Here is a 19,242-nt window from a genome sequence, read left to right on the forward strand (position 1 = left end):
CGCTGACCGCGGCCCACGCCGCGGAAGGCACCAGGTAGTACGCAGACAAGCTGTACAACCGCGCCCCGCGCGCACACCAGGAGAGATCGAGATGCGAGTCAAGGCAATCGTTGCGGCCGGCCTGGCGCTGGCCGCCATGACGGTACAGGCGGATACCAAGTGGGATCTGCCCACCGGCTACCCGGCGGGCAACCTGCACACGGAAAACCTGCAGCAGATGGCCAACGACGTCGACAAGGCGACCGGCGGCAAGCTCAAGATCGTGCTGCATCCCAACGGCTCGCTGCTCAAGGCCAACGAGATCAAGCGCGGCGTGCAGACCGGCCAGGTGCAGATGGGCGAGATCCTGATGTCGCTGCTGGCCAACGAGAACCCGGTGTTCGGTGTCGATGCGGTGCCGTTCCTGGCCACCAGCTACACCGATGCCTACAAGCTGTGGCAGGCATCGCGCCCGGTCACCGAGAAGGTGCTCGACAAGCAGGGCATGAAGCTGCTCTATGCGGTGGCCTGGCCGCCCCAGGGCATCTACGCCAACAAGCCGATCAACTCGGCGGCCGACATGAAAGGACTGAAGTGGCGGGCCTACAACCCAGCCACCTCGCGCATCGCCGAACTGGTCAGCGCGCAGCCGGTGACGATCCAGGCGGCCGACCTGGCGCAGGCGCTGGCCACCGGCACGGTCAATTCGTTCATGTCGTCGGGCGCGACCGGGGTCGACACCAAGGTGTGGGAAAGCGTGAAGTACTTCTATACCGTGGATGCGTGGCTGCCCAAGAACATGCTGGTGGTCAGCAAGAAGGCCTTCGCGGCGCTGGACAAGCCCACCCAGGACGCGCTGCTCAAGGCCGTCGCCGACGCCGAGAAGCGCGGCTGGCAGGTCTCGGAGCAGAAGACCAGGGAGTACCTGGCCACCTTGTCGAAGAACGGCATGACGGTGCAGCCGCCCTCGCCGCAGCTCAAGGCCGACATGCAGAAGGTCGGCCAGACCATGGTGGACGACTGGGCCAAGACCGCGGGCGATGACGGCAAGGCCATCCTCAACGCCTATCGCAAGTAAGCTCGCCAGCACCGCAGCCTCCCGCCAGGCCGTGCAGGCTGGCATGGCGGGGATTTCCTCCTTCCTTACGCTGCCATCATGCCGACTGCCCCACTCCCCAAGCGCTGGCTCGACCGCCTGCTCGACCTGTTTGCCGCGCTCGGCGCGCTCTGCATTCTCGCCGTCTGCGTGATCATGATCCTGATGTCGCTGTCGCGCGAGACCGCGGTGATCTTCAAGGGCGGCGACGATATCGTCGCCTGGCTGTGCGCGGCCTCCGCCTTTCTCGTGCTTGGCCAGACCTTCCAGCACGGCGGCATCGTGCGCGTGGAAATGCTGCTCGAAGCCGTCGGCCCGCGCAGGCGCTGGGTGCTGGAGGTGGCCTCGCTGACCGTCTGCCTGGCGTTTGCCGCCTACGCGGCCTGGGCGCTCGGCACCTTCGCCTGGCAAAGCTGGGACATCGGCGATGTCTCGCAGGGACAGATCGTGATCCCGCTGTGGATTCCGCAGAGCTTCGCGGTGCTCGGCATCATCGGCTTCCTGCTGGCGGTGGCCGATGAATGGCTGCGCGTGGTGCGCCGGCAGAAGCCGCGCTACCAGCTGGCGCACGAAGCCAAGCTCGCTGCCGGCGATTTCGGGGAGACGGTCTGATGAGCACGGTCCTGGTTGCATTGATCCTGCTGCTGGTGATGATCGTCTTCCTGGCGATCGGCGCGTGGATCCCGGTGGCGATCGCCGTCACGTCGTGGATCGGACTGGTAGTGTTCTCCGACCGCGAGGCGCTGGTGAGCCTGGCCAACGCGTGGTGGTCGTCGAGCGCGTCTTACACGCTGGCCTCGCTGCCGCTCTTTGTGTGGATGGGCGAGATTTTGTTCCGCACCAAGCTGTCCGAGCAGATGTTCAACGGGCTGTCGCCGTGGCTGAACTGGCTGCCCGGGCGGCTGATGCACGTCAACATCCTGGGTTGCGGCATCTTCGGCTCGGTGTCGGGGTCGTCGGCGGCAACGTGCGCCACCATTGCCAAATCCGCGTTGCCGGAGCTGACGCGGCGCGGCTACGACGAGCGCACCACACTCGGCTCGCTGTCGTGCGCGGGCACGCTGGGCATCCTGATCCCGCCGTCGATCACGATGGTGGTGTATGCGGTGTCGGCGGACGTATCGATCATCCGCGTGTTCCTGGCCGGCTTTGTCCCCGGGCTGATGCTGATGCTGCTGTTCTCCGGCTATATCGTGGTCTGGGCACTGGCCAACCCGGACAAGACCCCCGCGCCGGACCGCTTCGACTGGCATGCGCGGCTGGCGTCGATACGGCAGTTGCTGCCGTGCATCGTGCTGATCGCCTTCATCACCTGGGTCATGGTCACCGGCTACGCTACCGCGACCGAAGCCGCGGCCTATGGCGTGGTGGCGTCGCTGGGGCTGGCGTGGGCCGGCGGCTCGCTCACGCGTGCGGCGTTCTGGGACAGCCTGATGTCGGCGACGCGCCTGACCGCGATGATCATGTTCGTGCTCGGCGCCACCTCGTTCCTGTCGGTGACGATGAGCTTTACCGGCATTCCGCGCGCGCTGGCCGAATGGGTGGCCGCGCTGCAGCTGTCGCCGTGGGCGCTGATCGCGGTGCTGACGGTGATCTACATCGTGCTCGGCACCGCGCTCGACGGCATCTCGATGATCGCGCTCACCACCGCTACCGTGCTGCCGATGGTGCAGGCAGCAGGGTTCGACCTGGTCTGGTTCGGCATTTTCATCGTGCTGCTGGTGGAGATCGCCGAGGTGACGCCGCCGGTCGGGTTCAACCTGTTCGTGCTGCAGAGCATGACCGGCAAGGACAGCAACTATATCGCCCGGGTCTCGCTGCCGTTCTTCATGATGATGGTGGTCGCCATCGGCATCATCACGATCTGGCCGCAGGTGGTGACGTGGCTGCCCGACCTGGTCATGCAGCAGGAGGTCAGATAGCATGGGCCGGACGCCGCTTTTGAGCCGATGCGCCGCGCGGAGGCGGCTGACCGCATGCATGTGATTGTCATCGGCGCCGGCGTGATCGGCGTCTGTTCCGCGTGGTACCTGCGCCAGGCCGGTTTCGACGTGACCGTGCTGGAGCGGCGCGCCGCGCCCGCGCAGGAGACCAGCTTTGGCAATGCCGGCATGATCGCGCCGGGCTATGTCACGCCGTGGGCGGCGCCGGGCATGCCGGGCAAGGTGCTGCGCACGCTGTTCGCGCGCGAGGCGCCGGTGGTGTTCCGCCCGTCGGCGGACCCGGCGATGTGGCGCTGGATCGCGCGGTGGCTGCGCGAGTGCAACCTGGAACGCTACCGCGCCAACAAGCTGCGCATGCAGCGGCTGGCCTTCTACAGCCGCGCCTGCCTGCACCGGCTGCGCAGCGAGCTGGAAATCGACTACGAGCAGTCGCAGGGCTACCTGCAGCTGTTCCGCACCGCGCGCGACCTGGACCTGGCAGGCCCGGCGGTGGCGCTGCTGCGCGAGAACAACGTGCCGCACCGGCTGGTCAGCGCGCAGGAATGCCGGCGCATCGAACCTGGCCTGGCGGCCGATACGCCATTGGCAGGCGGCCTGCACCTGCCCGAGGACGAGTCCGGCAACTGCCCGATGTTCGTGCGCGCGCTGCACCGGCATGCCGAGGCGGCGGGGGTCGCATTCCGCTTCGAAACCCAGGTTGCGCGCATCCGTACGGATCAGGGCGGCAAGCTGCGGGTCGAACTCGCGCACGGCGAGAACGCAAGCGCGCCGGTGCTGGCTGCCGACCGCGTGCTGGTCGCCGCCGGGGTCGACAGTGCCCCGCTGCTGCGGCCGCTGGGCTTGCGCGTGCCGCTGTATCCGGTCAAGGGATACTCGATCACGCTGCTGGTGCGCGACGAACTGCAGGCGCCGCTGGGCGCGCTGATGGACGAGTCGTACAAGATCGCGATCACGCGGCTGGGCAACCGCATGCGCGTCGCCGGCACCGCCGAGCTGGGTTCGCGCCGGCTCGACCTGCGCCCCGCCGCGCTGCGCACGCTGGTCAAGGTCGCGCGCGACTGGTTCCCGGTGGCGGGCAACTACCAGGAAGCCACGCAATGGGCCGGCGCGCGCCCGATGCTGCCGGACGGCCCGCCGCTGATCGGCCCCACTGCCGTGCCCGGCCTGTTCCTTAACCTCGGCCACGGTTCGACGGGCTGGGCGATGAGCTGCGGATCAGGCAAGATTGCGGCTGACCAGATCGCCGCCAGCGCCGGCGCGGCACGCGGGCCCGACATCGACATGGAGGGCCTGCTGCCAGACCGCCATGGCCTTGGCCCCGCCAGATAACCAACCCCACATGAGCCATCCTGCCGCTTCCACCGCCGCGCCGCCAGACCAGAGCGACGGCTGGTTTGAGCTCGACGCCGCTGCGCCATTGGCGGTTCCGCTGTACGACGTCGCCGCCATCCGTCGCATCGAGAACGACGCATTCGCGCGACTGCCGTCGTTCACGCTGATGTCGCGCGCCGGCGCCGCCGCCGCGGACTGGCTGGCACGGCATGCGCCAGCAGGTCCATTGCTGTTTCTTGCCGGGCCCGGCAACAACGGTGGCGACGCGCTGGTGGCTGCGACGCTGCTGCACGGCACCGGCCGCACGGTGCAGGTATGGAGCGCAGCGGACCCTGCCAGGCTGCCGGCCGATGCGGCCATCGCATGGCAGCGGGCGCAGGCGGCAGGCGTGCCGATACGCGAAGTCGGGGACATGCCGGCCTCCGCGTCAGATCCCGCACCGGACTGGCCGCCGCAGGCCGCCGCCATCGTCGACGGCCTGCTCGGCATCGGGCTGAACCGCGCGGCCAGCGGCGCCATGGCGTGGTGGATCGGTCAGGTCAACCGCAGCGGGCTGCCCGTATTCGCGCTCGACATCCCCAGCGGGCTGTTCGCCGACACCGGTGCGGGCGCACCGGCGATCCGCGCCCGCCGCACGCTGACCTTCATTGCCGCCAAGCCCGGCCTGCTGACGCTGGATGGCCGCGACTGCGCCGGCGCCATCGACATCGCGCCGATCGGCCTCGACTACCCTCCCGCTCAACCGCCGCATGCACTGGCCAATGGCACGGCGCTGTTCGGCGCAGCGCTGCCGCGACGGCACCATGCCAGCAACAAGGGCACGCATGGCTCGCTGGCGGTGATCGGCGGCAACCATGGCATGACCGGCGCGCCCTTGCTCGGTGCCCGCGCTGCGCAGTTTTTGGGCGCGGGCAAGGTCCATATCGGTTTTCTCGCGCAGCCGGCGCCGCTCATCGACCCTGTGCATCCGGAACTGATGTTGCATGCGCTTGACGGGCTGGCGCCGGGCGCGATGTCGGCACTGGTGATCGGTCCCGGACTTGGCACCGACGCCACGGCGCAGCGGCACTTCGCGCGGCTGCTGCAGGCACTTGCCGCGGCGCCGGTGCCAACGGTGCTCGACGCGGATGCGCTCAACCTGCTCGCCGCCGATTCCGCCAATGCAGGCGCGCTGGCCGCCGCCCGCGCACCCTGCGTGATGACGCCGCACCCGCTTGAAGCGGCGCGCCTGATGGGCACCCCGGTGGCAGACGTGCAGCGCGACCGCATCGCGGCGGCGACCGCGCTGGCCAGGCAATGGCAGGCAGTGGTCGTACTGAAAGGCTCGGGCTCGGTGATCGCGGCACCGGACGGCAGCCCCGCCACGCTGAACCCGACCGGCAACGCGGCGCTGGCCAGCGCCGGCACCGGCGACGTGCTGGCCGGCATGATCGGCGCATTGCTGGCGCAAGGCATGCCGCCGCTGCCGGCCGCGCAGGCGGCGGTATGGATCCATGGCCAGGCGGCGGACGACCTGGTCGCGCAAGGCACCGGACCGGCCGGCGTGACTGCCAGCGAGCTGTATCTGCCCGCACGCGCCGTGTTCAACCGTTTGCTAGCGGGGAACGGCGCATGACGGCTGGCGCGGCATTGCTGCGCGACCCGTCCGACCGCCGCCAGCTGCTGGCCGGCATCGCCCTGCTGGTGATCGGCCAATGGGTACTGAGCCTGCTCGACGCCACCAGCAAGACGCTGACGCAGCAGGGCCTGCCGCTGGTCGCGGTGGCGTGGGTGCGCTATGTCGGCCATGTCATCGCAATCTTCCTGCTGCTGCGGCCGGCCGGCTGGCGGCGCCACTGGCGCCCGGCAAAGCCCGGCCTGCAGTGGCTGCGCGGCGGCCTGATGCTCGTGTCGACGCTGGTGTTCTTCAGCGTGCTGATGCTGATGCCGCTGGCGCAGGCCACGGCGCTGAACTTCTGCGCGCCGCTGTTCGTGGTGGCGCTGTCGCCGTGGTTGCTGGGCGAGCGCCCCGGGCGGCACGCGCGCTGGATGCGCTGGACAGGCGTGATCGTCGGCTTTGCCGGCATGCTGGTGGTCGTGCGCCCCGGCGGGCAGCTTAGCCCGCTTGGCGTGGGCCTGGGGCTGCTGTCGGCAATGGTGTTCGCGCTGCTGCAGATGCTGACGCGCCGCATTGCCGCGCATGACGCGCCCATGACCACGCTGATCCAGAGCGGCGTGACCGGCGCCTGCCTGACCTCGCTGATCGTGCCCTTCTTCTGGTTCACCGCTTGGCCCACGCCGATGCAATGTGCGCTGCTGCTGTCGGCGGGGATCACGGGGTCGCTCGGCCACTATTTCGTCATCCGTGCCTTCCAGCACGCCGATGCCTCGTTCCTGAGTCCTTTCCTGTACCTGCAGATCATCTCGGCCACCGTGGTCGGCTACCTGGCGTTCGGGCAGTTGCCTGACTGGACGACGGCGGCAGGGATCGGCGTCATCTGCCTGGGTGGACTGTGCGTTGCCGGCGGCGAGCCGGTGTTGCGCGCGGTGGCGGCGCGGTTGCGCGCGCGGCCGGTCACGACGGGGCCGTCAGACAATGTCCGATAGCTGGCTGGCACGCCCGATGCTATGTTGCAAGTGGTAACGATATGGCGCGGCGCCCTGCCCGAATGGTCACATTGCTGACGCTATACTTTCGCCTGCGACTCGGTTCACCCCTGCAACCTGAATTGTCCTGCATGCCCACTGACCTTCACGCCTGGAACGCCCTGCTTCGGCACCATGACACGATCCGCGATGCACAGATGCGCGAGTGGTTCGATGCCGAGGACAAGCAGCGCGTCTCGCAGTTCTCGCTGGAAGCCGCCGGCCTCTACCTGGACTACTCGAAGAACCGCATCACGCCCGAGACCATGCGGCTGCTGGTGCAACTGGCGGCCGAATCCGGCGTGCCGCTGCGGCGCGACGCGATGTTTGCCGGCGAGCATATCAACACTACCGAAGACCGCGCGGCGCTCCATGTCGCGCTGCGCGCGACGGCCGGCGATGGCTACAAGGTCGACGGCGAAAGCGTCATGCCGGCAATCCAGAAGGTGCTGGAGCGCATGCGCAGCTTCTCCGAGCGCGTGCGGGGCGGCGAATGGAAAGGCGCCTCGGGCCAACGCATCACCGACGTCATCAACATCGGCATCGGCGGCTCCGACCTCGGGCCGCGCATGGTGTGCCGCGCGCTGTCACACCTGTCCGACTCCGACGGCCAGCACGGCCCGCGCATGCACTTCGTCTCCAACGTCGATGGCACCGACCTCGCCGAGACGCTGGTGCGCCTCGACCCGCAGCGCACGCTGGTGATCGTCTGTTCCAAGACTTTCACCACGCTGGAAACCATGGCCAATGCGCGCAGCGCGCGTGCCTGGTTCATCGCCAATGGGGTGGCCGAGAACGAACTGGCCAAGCATTTCGTCGCGGTCTCGACCAATACCGAAGCGGTGCGCGAGTTCGGCATCGATCCCGCCAACATGTTCGAGTTCTGGGACTGGATCGGCGGGCGCTTCTCGCTGTGGTCATCGGTCGGGCTGTCGATCACGCTGGCCGTGGGCTTCAACGCGTTCGCCGACCTGCTCGCCGGGGGCCGCGCCATGGACGAACACTTCCGCACCGCGCCGCTGGAACGCAACATGCCGGTGATCCTCGGCATGCTGGGCATCTGGTACCGCAATTTCTGGCACCTGCCGACCAGCTGCATGGCGCCCTACTCGACTTCGCTCGAACTGTTCCCCGCGTTCCTGCAGCAGCTGGAGATGGAGAGCAACGGCAAGTCGGTGCAGCTCGACGGGCAGCGCGTGCGCACGCATACCTCGCCCGTGGTGTGGGGCACGGCCGGCACCAATGGCCAGCATGCCTACTTCCAGCAGATCCACCAGGGCTCGCAAGTGGTACCGGTGGATTTCGTCGCGCCGCTGGTGCCGCCGCGCCGGCTGCCGGGCCATCACGCCAAGCTGCTCGCCAATTGCTTTGCGCAGGCCGAAGCGCTGATGCGCGGCCGCAGCGCAGACGAATTGCGCGCCGCCGGCCTGACCGACGAAGTGCGCATCGCGCATATGGTGTTCGATGGAAACCGGCCCAGCAATACCTTGCTGATGGAGGACCTGACGCCGCACGTGCTGGGCGCGCTGATCGCGCTCTATGAGCACCGCACCTTCGTGCAGGGCGTGGTGTGGAAGATCAATTCGTTCGACCAGTGGGGCGTGGAGCTGGGGAAAATCCTGGCCAGGCCGATCGAGGCCGAGCTCACCGGCGCCGGCACCGGCCAGCACGATGCCTCGACCTCGGCGCTGATCGAGCGCGCCCGCGCGGTCCTGAAGGCAGGCGCTGCCAGCTAGCGCGTCAGACCTCCGCGCCCATCCATTCGTCGCTGGCCACGCGGCCGGCGTCGATGGTCAGGATGCGACCGCAGCGTGCCGCCACCGAGCGGTCATGCGTGACCAGCACCAGCGTCGAGCCGGCATCGCGGTTGAGCGCGAACATCAGCGCGATCACGGCCTCGCCGGTGGCCGTGTCGAGGCTGCCGGTCGGCTCGTCGGCAAACAGGATGTCGGGACGCGCGACAAATGCGCGTGCCAGCGCCACGCGCTGCTGCTCGCCGCCCGACAACGTGCGCGGATAGTGGCTCAGGCGCGCACCCAGGCCGACGCGCTGCAGCATGTCCATTGCGCGCTCGCGCACCTGCGACGTTTCACCGCGCAACTCGAGCGGCAGCATCACGTTTTCCAGCGCGGTCAGGTGCCCCACCAGCTGGAACGACTGGAACACAAAACCGACATGCCGGCCGCGCAGCGCTGCGCGCTGGTCCTCGTCCAGTGCATACAGATCCTGCCCGTGCAGGCGCACCGTGCCCGCGCTGGGCAGGTCCAGCCCGGCCAGCAGTCCCAGCAGTGTCGACTTCCCCGAGCCGGAGGCGCCCACGATGGCCAGCGTTTCGCCCGGCGTGACGGAAAACGACACCTCGTGCAAAATCGTCAGCGAACCTGTCGTGTCGGCTACGGTCTTTCCAAGGGACTCGACGGCAAGAATGGAAGAGGACATGGATAAAGTGATCCGAGTGATCCGGGGCAAAAGGCGCAGGCTGCTGCTGGCAGCCGCGGTGACGCTGACGATGTTGGGCGGGATGCAGCCCGCACAGGCCGCAGCGCCTGCGCTGCTGGTGCTGGGCGACAGCCTGTCCGCCGAATACGGCATCACGCGCGGCACCGGCTGGGTCACGCTGCTGCAAGACCGGCTCAGGCAAGAGCGGTTCGATTATAACGTCGTCAATGCCAGCATCAGCGGCGAGACCACCATCGGCGGCAAGACCCGCTTGCCGGACCTCTTGTCGCGGCACAAGCCGGCCATCGTGGTGGTGGAGCTGGGTGCCAACGACGCCCTGCGCGGCCTGCCGCTGCAGACCACGGAGTCCAACCTGCGCCAGATCGTCAGCAGCGCGCAGAAGGCCGGCGCCGGAGTGCTGCTGGTCGGCATGCGCATCCCGCCCAACTATGGCCAGGACTACACCGAAAAGTTCTTCTCGCTGTATCCGAAGCTGGCCGGCGAATACAAGGTGCGGCTGGTGCCGTTCTTCCTCGACAAGGTGATGGCCAGGCAGGACTGGTTCCAGCCAGACCGCATCCACCCCACTGCCGAGGCGCAACCTGCATTGCTGGAGACGGTGTGGCCGCAGCTCAAGCCGATGCTCAAGCGCAGCGCTGACAAATAGACCCTGAAAAATAGACGTTTGCGACGAAGCTTCCAACAACAAAAAACCCCTGCCGCCATGGCAGGGGTTTTTACTTGCGGCGCGCCACGTGGCGCGGGGGCGCCTAGCTGGCCTTACTCGGCACCCTGCGCTTGCTTGCCCGCCGGCGTCAACAGCTTGACCTTGGAGCGCGCCTTCAGGCTTTCATAGAAGGCCTGCAGGTCGGCCTGGCCGGCGAGCTGCGACAGTTGCTGCGCCTCGGCCTGGCGTTGCGCCGGGTTGGCTTGCGCCGGCTGGTTGACCTTGGAGATGCGATAGACGGCATAGCCATCGGCGCCGAGGTCAACGCCAACCACCGCGGGCAGCTTGGTGGCATCGGCCCGCATCACTGCCTCGACTGCCTTCGGCGGCACGCCATCGGCCTTGGCGCGCGACACGGTCTGCACCGCGCCGAAGCCATCGGCGCTGTCGGTTTTCTTCAGCGCCTCGACGCGCGCCTCGCCGTCCTTGCGAGCCAGTTCCGCAGCCTGCTGGGCGATATAGCCTTCGCGCACCTTGGCTTCCACTTCCTCGAACTTGCGCACGGTGGCCGGGCGATAGTCGACGATGCGGGCCGCGACCAGCGTATTCGGTGCGACCTGGACGGCTTCGGTATTGCGCTTCTTCTGGATCGACTCTTCGCTGAACAGTGCCTTCAGCACCTTCTCGTTGTTGAGCGGGTTCTGCGCGCCCAGGGCCAGGTTCGGCTGGCGGGTCACGTTGTCGGCGGTCTGGATCGTCAGCTTGAACTTGTCGGCGGCCGGCTTCAGGCTGTCAGCCTGTTCGTACACCGTGTTGCCGAAGGCGTCGGCCTGCTCGGCGAACTTTTTGTCGGCCAACTGCTTGCGCAGTTCCGCTTCCAGTTCGGTGCGCACAGATTCAAGCGGTTTGGTTTCCGACGGCTTGGTGCCGGTCAGCTTGATGATGTGGTAGCCGTAGTCGGTCTCGACCACGTCGCTGATCTGGCCATCCTTGAGCGCGTACATCGCGTCTTCGAACGGCTTGACCAGGGCGCCCCGGCCCATGAAGCCGAGATCGCCGCCCTTCTCGGCCGAGCCCGGATCCTGCGACTGCTTCTTCGCCACGTCGGCAAAGGTCTCGGGATGCTTGCGCAGCTCTTCCAGCATCTTGGCCGCCTTGTCCTTGGCGGCCTGGCGTTCGGCAGCCGGCGCATCCTTCGGCGCGACGATCAGGATATGGCTGGCGCGGCGCTGCTCATCGGTACGGAAGCGCGCGATATTGCTTTCGTAGTACGACTTCAACTCTTCCGGCGTGACCGCCTGCGCGGCGGCAAGCGCTTCGCCCGACAGCACGAGGTATTCGACCTTGGCCTGCTCCGGCACCGAGAATGCCGACTGGTGGCCGTCGTAGTAAGCCTTCAGCGCGGCTGCATCGGGCTGCACCTTGGCGGTGTAGCTGGCCGGCTTGAACACCAGCGCCTGCACGTCGCGCTGCTGGTCGCGCACGGCGATCAGGCGCTCGAGCAGCGACTTGGGCATGAACGCCGTGGCGGCCACCGATGCGCCCAGTTGCTGCGTCGCCAGCTCGAAGCGCATGCGGGCATCGAACTGCTCGGGCGTCATGCCCTGCGACTGCAACAGCTGCAGGTAGGCCTTGTCATCGACCTTGCCGTCCGCCTTGCGCGGCAGCTGGGCGATCGCCGGCAGGTTGCTGATTTCCTCGAGCAGCTTGGCATCCGACACGGTCAGGTGCTCGCGCGCCACGGTGTTGGCCATCACGCGCTGCAGGATCAGCTGGTCCAGTACCGACTTGCGGGCTTCCGGGCCTTCGAACTGGCGCGGATCGTAGTTGTTGCCCAGGATCTGGCGCGCACGCTCGCTCTGGTCACGCACGACGTTGTCGACTTCCTGCACGCTGATGGCCCGGCCATCGACCTTGGCCGCGTCGTGCGAGCTGTCCATGAAGCGCGAGTAGCTCTCCACGCCGAAGAACACGAACGACGGGAAAACAAGCACCAGCAGCAGCAAGAGCATCAGGCGCCGGTTGTTGCGTACGAAATCAAGCATGCGGATTCGGGTAATGGATTGGCACGAAAGACAAACTCCGCGATTCTAGCAGGAGCCGGTGGTGGCGGACCTTTTGTGGCGGCAGCCAAACACGGCGCAGAAATGAAAAACGCCCGCTGAAGCGGGCGTTTCGTAAAACTGTGGCGGAGTGGACGGGACTCGCCCACATCCTGCGGGCCGCGGCTGCGCTTGCAAGCGCAGCCCTTCGTGTCCCGCCGGAAGCCGCGCAGGCGGCTTCCTCCACTCCGCACAAATGAAAAACGCCCGCTGAAGCGGGCGTTTCGTAAAACTGTGGCGGAGTGGACGGGACTCGAACCCGCGACCCCCGGCGTGACAGGCCGGTATTCTAACCGACTGAACTACCACTCCTTTGTCGGTTGCTTCCTGCCGCATATTTGCCGCGATTGCGATGGGGGAACGTGGTGGGTGCTGAGGGGCTCGAACCCCCGACCTACGCCTTGTAAGGGCGCCGCTCTACCAACTGAGCTAAGCACCCATTCGACCATCGCAGGCAGGCTGCCTGCAGGTTGCTTTCGCTTCGCACCTCGCGGCAGCTGCCGTGGTTTGCGTTGCGAGGGCGCAAGTGTAATACAGGAGATTTCAGTTTGCCAAGGCCGTGCGCATAAAAAAACGCCGCCGGGCATCGCTGCCCCGCGGCGCTCATTTCACGTAGCCCGATCAGTGGTGCAGACGCTCCACCTTGGCCGTGGCCTTGTCCGCCACGTCAGCGGGCTTGGCATCTTCTTCCGCCAACGGCTCCGGCTTGCGCTCGAGCGCCAGTTCCAGCACCTTGTCGATCCAGCGCACCGGCACGATCTCGATGGCGTTCTTCACGTTGTCGGGGATCTCGGCCAGGTCCTTGACGTTTTCCTCCGGAATCAGCACCAGCTTGATGCCGCCACGGTGGGCCGCCAGCAACTTTTCCTTCAGGCCACCGATCGGCAGCACCTCGCCGCGCAGCGTGATTTCGCCGGTCATGGCGACATCCGCGCGCACCGGGATGCCGGTCAGCACCGACACCAGCGCGGTGGTCATGGCACCGCCTGCCGACGGGCCGTCCTTGGGCGTCGCGCCTTCGGGCACGTGGATGTGGATGTCGCGCTTCTCGAACATCTCATCCGTGATGCCCAGGCGGCGTGCCCGCGAACGCACCACCGAGCGCGCGGCCTCGACCGACTCCTTCATCACATCGCCCAGCGAACCGGTGCGGGTGATGTTGCCCTTGCCCGGCATGATCGCGGCTTCGATGGTCAGCAGGTCGCCGCCCACCTCGGTCCACGCCAGGCCGGTGACCTGTCCAACCTGGTTTTCCTTGCCGGCCAGGCCGAAGTCGTACTTGCGCACGCCCAGGAATTTGTCCAGGTTCTCGGAATCGACCTTGATCGTGCCGGACTCCTTCCTCAGCAGCAGGAGCTTGACCGCCTTGCGGGCAATCTTGGACACCTCGCGCTCAAGCGAACGCACACCGGCTTCGCGCGTGTAGTAGCGGATGATGTCGCGAATCGCAGCATCGGTCACTTCGATCTCGCCAGCCTTCAGACCGTTGTTCTTGATCTGCTTCGGCAGCAGGTAACGCGTGGCGATGTTGAGCTTCTCCTCCTCGGTGTAACCCGACAGGCGGATCACTTCCATACGGTCGAGCAGCGGCGGCGGGATGTTCAGCGAGTTCGACGTCGCCACGAACATCACGTCCGACAGGTCGAAGTCCACCTCGATGTAGTGGTCCTGGAACGTATGGTTCTGTTCCGGGTCCAGCACCTCGAGCAGCGCCGACGACGGATCGCCGCGGAAATCCATGCCCATCTTGTCGATTTCATCGAGCAGGAAGAGCGGATTGCGCACGCCGACCTTGGACAGGCTCTGCAGGATCTTGCCCGGCATCGAGCCGATGTAGGTACGGCGGTGGCCGCGGATCTCGGCCTCGTCACGCACGCCACCCAGTGCCATGCGCACGAACTTGCGGTTCGTCGCGCGCGCAACCGACTGGCCGAGCGAGGTCTTGCCCACGCCGGGAGGCCCGACCAGGCACAGGATCGGCGCCTTCACCTTGTCCACGCGCTGTTGCACCGCGAGGTACTCGAGAATGCGTTCCTTGACCTTCTCCAGGCCGTAGTGGTCTTCATCCAGTACGCGCTCGGCGTTGGCCAGGTCATTGTTGACCTTGCTCTTCTTGCGCCACGGCAGGTTCACCAGCGTGTCGATGTAGTTGCGCACGACGGTGGCCTCGGCCGACATCGGCGACATCAGCTTGAGCTTCTTGAATTCGGCGTCGGCCTTCTTCTTGGCTTCCTTCGGCATGCGCGCAGCCTTGATGCGCTTGTCGAGCTCTTCCAGGTCGGCGCCTTCCTCGCCCTCGCCCAGTTCCTTCTGGATGGCCTTGACCTGCTCGTTCAGGTAGTACTCGCGCTGGCTCTTCTCCATCTGGCGCTTGACGCGGCCACGGATGCGCTTTTCAACCTGCAGGATGTCGATCTCGCCCTCGAGCTGCGACAGCAGGCTTTCCAGGCGCTCGGTCACATTGACCATCTCCAGGATCTTCTGCTTCTGCTCGAGCTTGATCGGCAGGTGCGCGGCGATAGTGTCGGCCAGGCGCCCTGCCTCGTCGATGCCCGACAGCGAGGTCAGGATCTCCGGCGGGATCTTCTTGTTGAGCTTTACGTACTGGTCGAACTGCGACACGATCGCGCGGCGCAGGGCCTCGGTCTCGGCGCTTTCGCCAGGTGCGGGCGGCACGGGCACGGCTTCGCACATGAAGTGCGACTCGTCCTCGCTCACCTCGCGGATATTGGCACGCTGCGTACCTTCGACCAGCACCTTCACGGTACCGTCGGGCAGCTTCAGCATTTGCAGGATATTGGCGATGCAGCCGACCTCGTACAGGTCGTCGGCGGTCGGCTCGTCCTTGGCCGCCGTCTTCTGGGCTACGAGCATGATGCTCTTGCCCGCCTCCATCGCAGTCTCAAGCGCCTTGATGGACTTCGGGCGTCCCACGAACAGCGGGATCACCATGTGCGGAAACACCACCACGTCGCGCAGCGGCAACAGTGGGAGGCGAATCGGCTCGGCCGGGAGGAGTTGTGTTCCGGACATCATTTTCCCCAAGTCAGTCATTTAAGGCGTAAATTGGGCCGCCTGATTCGATTACAAGATACATGCCAATCGATTCACCAAGACAGGAAGATGCCGCTCCCTGCACTTGCAGGCCCCTCTGAAACAGCATACCCGCGTTTCCTCCTTCTCGTCGGTGGAAATAAACAAAAAAAGCCGCTCGCTTCTACGCGAACGGCTTTCTCGCCTCGCTGCCGGTGTGGTTCCAAACACTTACCACCCTTGGCAGCTCTCGCGTCAGTTGGAGCCTGCCACTTTCGGCTGCTGCTCTTCGTACATCAGCAGCGGTGGTGCATCTCCGGTGATCGTATTTTCATCGATCACCACCTTTTGCACGCCCTTGTAATTCGGCAGGTCATACATGACGTCCATCAGCGATTGCTCCAGGATCGAACGCAGGCCGCGGGCGCCGGTCTTGCGGCGGATCGCCTTGCGCGCGATCGCGGTCAGCGCACCCGGGCGGATTTCCAGCTCGACGCCTTCCATCGCCAGCAGCTTCTGGTATTGCTTGACCAGCGCGTTCTTGGGCTCGACCAGGATCTGCACCAGCGCGGCCTCGTCCAGCTTGGCCAGCGTGGCGACCACCGGCAGGCGGCCGATCAGTTCGGGGATCAGGCCGAATTTGATCAGGTCTTCCGGCTCGGTCTGCGGCAGGACTTCGCTGACGTCGCGCTCTTCCTTGCTCTTGACCTGCGCGGCGAAGCCGATGCCGGTCTTGTCCGAGCGCTGCATGATGACCTTTTCCAGGCCGTCGAACGCGCCGCCGCAGATAAACAGGATGTTGGTCGTATCGACCTGCAGGAAGTCCTGGTTCGGATGCTTGCGGCCACCCTGCGGCGGCACCGAGGCCATCGTGCCCTCGATCAGCTTCAGCAGGGCTTGCTGCACGCCCTCGCCCGAAACGTCGCGCGTGATCGACGGGTTGTCGGACTTGCGCGAGATCTTGTCGATCTCATCGATGTAGACAATGCCGCGCTGCGCCTTCTCGACTTCGTAGTTGCAGTTCTGCAGCAGCTTCTGGATGATGTTCTCGACGTCCTCGCCCACGTAGCCGGCTTCGGTCAGCGTGGTCGCGTCGGCGATCACGAACGGCACGTTGAGCAGGCGCGCCAGCGTCTGCGCGAGCAGCGTCTTGCCGGAGCCGGTCGGCCCGATCAGCAGGATGTTGCTCTTGGACAGCTCGACATCGTCCTTCTTGCCGAGGTGCTTCAGGCGCTTGTAGTGGTTGTAGACCGCGACGGCCAGGATTTTCTTGGCCTGTTCCTGGCCGATCACATACTGGTCCAGGCTTTCGCGGATTTCGTGGGGCGTGGGCAGGTCCGAGCGCGCGGCCGCGGCGGCGTCTTTCTCGGTTGCGGTGGCTTCGTCACGAATGATCTCGTTGCACAGGTCGATGCATTCGTCGCAAATGAACACCGAGGGGCCCGCAATCAGCTTCTTGACCTCATGCTGGCTCTTGCCGCAGAAGGAGCAGTAGAGAAGCTTTTCGCTGGATGAACCTTTTTTGTCCGCCATAGGAATCAGTCACTTTTGCATTGCGCACACCGCGGGGCGAAAGGCTCCCCGGCAATACGCTTTAAACGCATCATACGCCAAAACAATTGGCCTCACCGGCGCTCTCCCCCAGCCTGTGGGGCAAAAGCAAAAAACGAGGCACAAGGCCTCGTTCAGGTGTAGCCTTCGCGTTTTGGGCAATGCTGCCGCGCCAAGGCGTTCCGCGCAATGCGGGTTTCCCGGCAGACCGGCATAGCCGCCGTTGCGGATTGCGCCGCGGCGGCCCGTGGCATCAGCCGCGGCGGGCGATGACCTTGTCCACCAGGCCGTAGTCCACCGCCTGGTCGCCGCTCATGAAGTTGTCGCGATCGGTATCGCGCGCAATCTTCTCGACCGGCTGGCCGGTCACTTCCGACAGGATGCTGTTCAGCCGCTCGCGCAGGTACAGGATCTCGCGCGCCTGGATTTCGATATCCGAGGCCTGGCCGCGCGCGCCGCCCAGCGGCTGGTGGATCATGATGCGCGAGTTGGGCAGCGCGAAACGCTTGCCCTTGGCGCCGGCCGCCAGCAGGAAGGCGCCCATGCTCGCCGCCATGCCCATGCACAGCGTGGACACGTCCGGCTTGATGAACTGCATGGTGTCGTAGATCGCCAGCCCCGCCGAGACGGAACCGCCCGGCGAGTTGATGTAGAGCGACACGTCCTTGTCGGGGTTCTCGCTTTCCAGGAACAGCAGCTGTGCCACCACCAGGTTGGCGGTCTGGTCGTTGACCTCGCCCACCATGAACACCACACGCTCCTTCAGCAGGCGCGAATAGATGTCATAGGCGCGCTCGCCCCGGCCGGACTGCTCGACGACCATCGGCACCAGCCCCAGGCCCTGGGTTTCCAGTGCCGAAGCCTGCGTGGTGGCGAGACGGTCAAGCAAATCATTGCGGGTCATGCAGGTTCTCCATGGATTCGTCGGATCGCAAGGCAATCAGTCACTCGGGGCACCGGCCCGCTTTCGCTTGCCTCCGCGCCGTGGCGCGGAAGAAAGCGGGCTAGCGGGCTATCCCCGACCTCAGGCAGCTTGCTGCTGGTTGCCTTCGGCGGTGAGTTCCTCGAAGGACACCTTCTTGTCGGTGACCTTGGCCTTGTCGCACACGAAATTTACCACGTTGTTTTCGAGCACGTAGGCTTCCATTTCAGCCAGGCGCTGCTGGTCGCCGTAGTACCAGCGCATCACTTCCTTCGGGTCTTCGTAGCTCTTGGCGAAGTCTTCGATCTCGGCCTTGATCTGGTCGGCCTTGGCTTCCAGGCCGTTGGCCTTGACGATCTCGGCCAGGATCAGGCCCAGCTTGACGCGGCGCTCTGCCTGCTGCGTGAACATCTCGGCCGGGATCGGCATGTCTTTGGCGTTGGGCATGCCACGCTGTTCCAGATCACGGCGGGCCATCTCGACCAGGCGCTCCTGGTCCTGCTCGATCAGGGCCTTCGGCACGTCCAACTCGCTTGCCTTCAGCAGGGCTTCCATGACCTGGTCCTTCAGCATCGAATGCGTGCGGCGCTTGACTTCACGCTCCAGGTTCTCGCGGATGTCAGCGCGCATCTTCTCGACGCTGCCGTCGGCGATGCCCAGCGACTTGGCGAAGGCTTCGTTGATTTCCGGCAGGTGGGCCCACTCGATCTTCTTCAGCGTCACGGTGAACTCGGCGGTCTTGCCGGCCACTTCCTTGCCGTGGTAGTCCTCCGGGAAGGCCAGCGGGAAGGTCTTGCTCTCGCCCACCTTCAGGCCCAGCGCGGCCTGCTCGAACTCGGGCAGCATGCGGCCTTCGCCCAGCACGAACGGGAAGTCCTCGGCCTTGCCGCCAGCGAACTCTTCACCGTCGATCTTGCCGACGAAGTCCAGCGTCACGCGGTCGCCGTTCTGGGCGGTAACGTCGGCACCGCCGTCGCCATGCTCGCCGGCTTCGCCGCGGGTGTGGTAATGCACGCGCTGCTTGCGCAGGATGTCGACGGTCTTGTCGACTTCGGCGTCGGTGATCTCGGTGCCGGTGCGGGTGACTTCGGCGGCCGACAGGTCGCCGATCTTCACTTCCGGGTACACCTCGAAGGTGGCATCGAACGCGACTTCGTCAGCGCCCACGCCTTCGGTCTTGACTTCGAACTTGGGCTGGCCGGCAACCTTGACGTCCTGTTCCTTGGTGATGTCGAAGAACTTGCGCGCGGCCTTGTCGAAGCGCACTTCGAACTCGACTTGCTGGCCGTATTGCTTCTCGACCATCTTCATCGGCACCTTGCCCGGACGGAAGCCCGACATCTTCACGGTCTTCGACAGGCGAACCAGGCGCTCCTGCTTTTCCTTCTCCACTTCGGCCTTGGGGATGGCCAGGGTCACCTTGCGGTCCAGCTTGCCGAGGTTCTCAATCACGTTCGACATGGTCGTAGATCCAATCCAGAAATGTAGTTGTGTTCGTTGGCGCTACCGCTTGCGCTGCGCCATATGCAGCACTGCCTGGGGCCGCCGCGGCG

The 19,242-nt window shown here is 65.8% G+C and carries 14 protein-coding genes and 2 tRNA genes; 8 read left to right on the forward strand and 8 right to left on the reverse strand.

Features of this window, described 5'->3' with window-relative positions; translation table 11 throughout:
• Positions 1-91: 91 nt before the first annotated feature.
• The 7 genes from J8I82_RS22830 to pgi all read left to right on the forward strand — a co-directional run bounded on the left by J8I82_RS22830 (position 92) and on the right by pgi (position 8,711).
• On the forward strand, positions 92-1,057 hold the full coding sequence (locus J8I82_RS22830; RefSeq protein ID WP_209761154.1) for a TRAP transporter substrate-binding protein: 966 nt from the start codon (positions 92-94) through the stop codon (positions 1,055-1,057).
• A gap of 78 nt (positions 1,058-1,135) precedes the next feature.
• Positions 1,136-1,687: a TRAP transporter small permease subunit gene (locus J8I82_RS22835; RefSeq protein WP_209761155.1), complete on the forward strand. Its 552-nt coding sequence runs from the start codon at positions 1,136-1,138 to the stop codon at positions 1,685-1,687.
• Positions 1,687-2,997 carry a TRAP transporter large permease gene (locus tag J8I82_RS22840; protein WP_209761156.1) on the forward strand — a complete coding sequence of 437 codons (1,311 nt, stop codon included), beginning with the start codon at positions 1,687-1,689 and terminating at the stop codon, positions 2,995-2,997. The genes J8I82_RS22835 and J8I82_RS22840 overlap by 1 nt, the downstream gene beginning before the upstream one ends.
• A gap of 54 nt (positions 2,998-3,051) precedes the next feature.
• A complete protein-coding gene (locus J8I82_RS22845; RefSeq protein WP_209761157.1) occupies positions 3,052-4,347 on the forward strand; it encodes a D-amino acid dehydrogenase in 1,296 nt (431 codons plus the stop codon).
• Positions 4,348-4,357: 10 nt separating this feature from the next.
• Positions 4,358-5,965 (forward strand): NAD(P)H-hydrate dehydratase, encoded by a 1,608-nt coding sequence (locus J8I82_RS22850; RefSeq protein WP_209761158.1) that lies wholly within the window; start codon positions 4,358-4,360, stop codon positions 5,963-5,965.
• A complete protein-coding gene (locus J8I82_RS22855) occupies positions 5,962-6,936 on the forward strand; it encodes a DMT family transporter (protein WP_209761159.1) in 975 nt (324 codons plus the stop codon). The genes J8I82_RS22850 and J8I82_RS22855 overlap by 4 nt, the downstream gene beginning before the upstream one ends.
• Positions 6,937-7,067: 131 nt before the next feature.
• Positions 7,068-8,711: a glucose-6-phosphate isomerase gene (pgi, locus tag J8I82_RS22860; RefSeq protein WP_209761160.1), complete on the forward strand. Its 1,644-nt coding sequence runs from the start codon at positions 7,068-7,070 to the stop codon at positions 8,709-8,711.
• 4 nt (positions 8,712-8,715) lie between these two features.
• On the opposite strand, the gene J8I82_RS22865 is transcribed toward pgi, so the two are convergent.
• A complete protein-coding gene (locus J8I82_RS22865; protein WP_209761161.1) occupies positions 8,716-9,414 on the reverse strand; it encodes an ABC transporter ATP-binding protein in 699 nt (232 codons plus the stop codon).
• Between J8I82_RS22865 and J8I82_RS22870 the strand changes: the two genes are divergently transcribed.
• Complete coding sequence (locus tag J8I82_RS22870; RefSeq protein ID WP_245180007.1) at positions 9,413-10,081, forward strand: arylesterase; 669 nt, start codon at positions 9,413-9,415, stop codon at positions 10,079-10,081. The two genes, J8I82_RS22865 and J8I82_RS22870, sit on opposite strands and share 2 nt — an antisense overlap.
• Before the next feature lie 113 nt (positions 10,082-10,194).
• On the opposite strand, the gene J8I82_RS22875 is transcribed toward J8I82_RS22870, so the two are convergent.
• The 7 genes from J8I82_RS22875 to tig form a co-directional block, all read right to left on the reverse strand.
• Positions 10,195-12,126 carry a SurA N-terminal domain-containing protein gene (locus tag J8I82_RS22875; protein ID WP_209761163.1) on the reverse strand — a complete coding sequence of 644 codons (1,932 nt, stop codon included), beginning with the start codon at positions 12,124-12,126 and terminating at the stop codon, positions 10,195-10,197.
• A 292-nt stretch (positions 12,127-12,418) separates the two neighbouring features.
• Positions 12,419-12,495 (reverse strand) — tRNA-Asp (locus J8I82_RS22880).
• A 51-nt stretch (positions 12,496-12,546) separates the two neighbouring features.
• A tRNA-Val gene (locus tag J8I82_RS22885) sits at positions 12,547-12,622 on the reverse strand.
• A 182-nt stretch (positions 12,623-12,804) separates the two neighbouring features.
• Positions 12,805-15,216, reverse strand: coding sequence for an endopeptidase La (lon, locus tag J8I82_RS22890; RefSeq protein ID WP_209761164.1), 2,412 nt, complete (start codon positions 15,214-15,216; stop codon positions 12,805-12,807).
• Positions 15,217-15,471: 255 nt separating this feature from the next.
• A complete protein-coding gene (gene clpX, locus J8I82_RS22895) occupies positions 15,472-16,749 on the reverse strand; it encodes an ATP-dependent Clp protease ATP-binding subunit ClpX (RefSeq protein ID WP_029049268.1) in 1,278 nt (425 codons plus the stop codon).
• A 271-nt stretch (positions 16,750-17,020) separates the two neighbouring features.
• Positions 17,021-17,671 carry an ATP-dependent Clp endopeptidase proteolytic subunit ClpP gene (clpP, locus tag J8I82_RS22900; RefSeq protein WP_029049269.1) on the reverse strand — a complete coding sequence of 217 codons (651 nt, stop codon included), beginning with the start codon at positions 17,669-17,671 and terminating at the stop codon, positions 17,021-17,023.
• 120 nt (positions 17,672-17,791) lie between these two features.
• Positions 17,792-19,150, reverse strand: a complete 1,359-nt coding sequence (gene tig, locus J8I82_RS22905; protein WP_209761165.1) for a trigger factor — start codon at positions 19,148-19,150, stop codon at positions 17,792-17,794.
• Positions 19,151-19,242: the final 92 nt, after the last annotated feature.

Source organism: Cupriavidus consociatus (assembly GCF_017814975.1).
GTDB lineage: Bacteria > Pseudomonadota > Gammaproteobacteria > Burkholderiales > Burkholderiaceae > Cupriavidus > Cupriavidus consociatus.